The 3,313-nt window shown below is 76.0% G+C and carries 3 protein-coding genes; 2 read left to right on the top strand and 1 reads right to left on the bottom strand.

Going from position 1 to position 3,313, the window contains the following annotated elements; genetic code table 11:
- Positions 1 to 72: 72 nt before the first annotated feature.
- Positions 73 to 1,602, bottom strand: a complete 1,530-nt coding sequence (locus AB6N23_RS17820) for an aminopeptidase P family protein (RefSeq protein ID WP_412867305.1) — start codon at positions 1,600 to 1,602, stop codon at positions 73 to 75.
- A 121-nt stretch (positions 1,603 to 1,723) separates the two neighbouring features.
- Between AB6N23_RS17820 and AB6N23_RS17815 the strand changes: the two genes are divergently transcribed.
- Together AB6N23_RS17815 and AB6N23_RS17810 are read left to right on the top strand one after the other, a co-directional pair.
- Positions 1,724 to 2,566: a PHP domain-containing protein gene (locus tag AB6N23_RS17815; protein WP_412867304.1), complete on the top strand. Its 843-nt coding sequence runs from the start codon at positions 1,724 to 1,726 to the stop codon at positions 2,564 to 2,566.
- Complete coding sequence (locus AB6N23_RS17810; RefSeq protein ID WP_412867303.1) at positions 2,563 to 3,183, top strand: MarC family protein; 621 nt, start codon at positions 2,563 to 2,565, stop codon at positions 3,181 to 3,183. Before AB6N23_RS17815 ends, AB6N23_RS17810 begins: the two co-directional genes overlap by 4 nt.
- Positions 3,184 to 3,313: the final 130 nt, after the last annotated feature.

The raw sequence follows: 3,313 nt of genomic DNA, 5'->3' as shown, positions 1-3,313 counted from the left end.
CCGCAGGCCTGACCGCCGGGGCGCGGTCCGGCCGTCGGCGGGGCGCGTCGGCCGGTCGGGCCCCGCGGAGGCTCACGCCCCGCGGAGCGACGCCATCCACGCCTCGACCGCGTCGGGGTCCCGCGGCAGCGCGGCGCTGAGGTTCTCGTTGCCGTCGGCGGTGATGACGACGTCGTCCTCGATGCGCACGCCGATGCCGCGCAGCTCCTGCGGCACCAGCAGGTCGTCGGACTTGAAGTACAGGCCGGGCTCGATCGTGAACACCATCCCGGGCTCGAGCACGCCGTCGAGGTACAGCTCGCCGCGCGCCTGCGCGCAGTCGTGCACGTCGAGCCCGAGGTGGTGGCTCGTGCCGTGCACCATCCAGCGGCGGTGGTGCTGGTTCTCCGGGAGCAGCGACTCCTCGGCGCTCACCGGCAGCAGCCCCCAGTCGGCGAGCCGCGCCGCGAGCACGCGCATCGCCGCGTCGTGCACGTCGCGGAAGCGCGCGCCCGGGACGGCGGCCGCGAAGCCGGCGTCAGCGGCGTCCAGCACCGCCTGGTACACGCGTCGCTGCACGTCGGTGAACGTGCCGCCGACGGGCAGCGTGCGCGTGACGTCCGCCGTGTAGAGGGAGTCGGCCTCGACGCCGGCGTCGACGAGCACGAGCTGCCCGGCCTCGACGCGGCCGTCGTTGTCCGTCCAGTGCAGCGTGGTCGCGTGCTCGCCGGCCGCGGCGATCGTCGTGTACCCGACGTCGTTGCCCTCCTGCCGGGCGTGGCCGATGAAGACGCCCTCGAGCACGCGCTCGCCGCGCCGGTGCTCGACCGCGCGCGGCAGCGCACGGACCATGTGGGCGAAGCCGTCGACCGTCGCGTCGACGGCCGCGCGCATCTGCTCGAGCTCGTACGCGTCCTTGACGAGCCGCAGCTCCGAGAGGGCCTCGGCGAGCCGCGCGTCGCGCTCGCCGGCCTCCTCCTGGCCGCGGATCTCCGCGACGACCGCCTCGACCGTCGCGTCGGCCTCGGGCACCACGAGCAGCTCGACGCCGCCGGCGCCGACGTCCTTGGCGAGCGCGTCGCGCAGGTCGTCGAGGTGCGCCGTGCGGATGCCCGTCGCCGTCGCGACCTCGTCGAGCGTGGGGCGCGCGCCCACCCAGAACTCGCCGTACCGGGAGTCGGAGAAGAACTCGGGGGTGTCGCGGCCGGCCAGCGGGTTCATGTGCAGCACGGCCCGGTGCGCCGAGCCGTCGTCGCCCGTGCCGTCCTCGACCGGGTGCAGCACGAGCACCGCGTCCGGCTCCTGCTCCTGACCCAGCCCCGTGAGGTGCGCGAACGCCGCGTGCGGGCGGAAGCGGTGGTCCGTGTCGTTCGAGCGGACGCGGAACGTGCCGGCGGGCACGACGAGCCGGACGCCGGGGAAGAGCGCGGACAGGCGCGAGCGCCGTGCCGCCGTGAAGTCGGCCGCGGGCAGCCGCTCGGCGCGGCCCTCGGGACGCGCGCCCCAGCCCGAGCTGATGAACTCGAGGAACCGCTCCGACTGCGGCCGGTGCGAGCGGTTCGCGTTGCGCTCCGCGAGCTCCTGCTCGTCCGCGGACGCCGGCACGGGCGTCTCGGGGGTGATCGTCTCGGGGGTCACGTCGTCGGCGTCCACCCGACCAGTCTGCACCGTGCACCGCGCCCGCCGGGAGCGGGCACGTGCGGGCGTGTGCGGGCGCGTCGGCGCCCGGCGCTACGGTGCCCCGGTGCGCATCGACCTCCACACGCACTCGTCCGCGTCCGACGGCACCGAGCGTCCCGCCGACGTCGTCGCGTCCGCGCGCGCCGCCGGGCTCGACGTCGTCGCCCTCACCGACCACGACACGACCGCCGGCTGGGACGAGGCGGCCGCCGCCGCGCGCACCCACGGGATCGGGCTCGTGCGGGGCACGGAGGTGTCGGCGCGCTGGCGGGGGATCAGCGTCCACCTGCTGTGCTACCTCCAGGACCCCGCCCACCCCGCGCTCGCGGACGAGCTCGCGCGGGCCCGCGAGTCGCGCGTGCACCGGGCCGAGCGCATCGTCGACCTGCTCGCCCGCGACGTCCCGATCACGTGGGCGGACGTGCTGGAGCAGGCACGCGACGCCGTGGTCGTGGGGCGCCCCCACATCGCGGACGCCCTCGTCGCGCGCGGCGTCGTGCCCGACCGCGACGCCGCCTTCGCGCACCTGCTGGCGTCCGGCGGGCCGTACCACGTCGACCACTACGCGCCCGAGGCTCCCGACGCCGTCGCGGCGATCCGCGCGGCCGGCGGCGTGCCGGTGTTCGCGCACCCGGCCGCCGACGCCCGCGGGCGCGTCGTGCCGGAGCGGGTGTTCGACCAGCTCACGGAGGCGGGTCTCGCGGGCGTCGAGGTGCACCACCGCGACCACACGCCGGCGCAGCGCGCACGGCTCGCCGCGGTCGCCGCCCGGCTCGGCCTGCTCGTCACCGGCTCGAGCGACTACCACGGGGCCGGGAAGGCCAACCGGCTGGGGGAGAATCTCACCGACCCGCAGGTGCTCGCCGCGATCGCGGAGCAGGGGACGACGGAGGTGGTGGCCGCGTGAGCGGCGTGCTCGACGTGCAGCTGTTCATCTCGGCGTTCGTGACGCTGTTCGTCATCATGGACCCACCCGGGACCGTCCCGATCTTCCTCGCGCTCACCGGCTCCATGACGCGCCAGCAGCGGGCGCGCGCGGCGCGGCAGGCGATCCTCGTCGCGTTCGGCGTGATCGTCGGCTTCGCGCTCGTCGGGCAGTCGCTGCTCGACTACCTGCACGTCTCGGTGTCCGCGCTGCAGGCGGCCGGCGGCCTGCTCCTGCTGCTGGTGGCGATGGAGCTGCTCACCGGCAAGATGGACGGCTCCGGGTCGGACGTCGCCACGCAGGGCAACGTCGCCCTCGTGCCGCTGGGCACCCCGCTGCTCGCCGGGCCCGGCGCGATCGTCGCCACCATGGTGCTCGTGCAGCAGGCGAGCGAGCCGCCGCAGTGGGTCGCCATCGCGCTCGCGGTGGTGCTCGTGCACGTGTGCCTGTGGCTGTCGATGCGGTTCGCCAACGCGATCCACCGGGTGCTCAAGGACTCCGGCACGATGCTCGTCAGCCGCATCGCCGGTCTGCTGCTCGCCGCGATCGCGGTCCAGCTGCTCGCCGACGCGGTCCTGGCCTTCGCGCGTCAGCTCTGACGCGCGAACGGCCCGGTCGGGGGTCCGACCGGGCCGTTCGGTGCGCTGCCGGGTCAGGCGTCGGCGGGAGCCGCCGCCGGGGCGGTCGCCTCGCCGGACGCGCCACCCGCACCGCCGCGCGAGCGCCGAC

The organism is Cellulomonas pasadenensis (genome assembly GCF_047229365.1).
Lineage (GTDB): Bacteria > Actinomycetota > Actinomycetes > Actinomycetales > Cellulomonadaceae > Cellulomonas.
The sequence above is the reverse complement of the archived record's forward strand: the minus strand, read 5'-3'. Positions and strand labels throughout refer to the sequence as shown.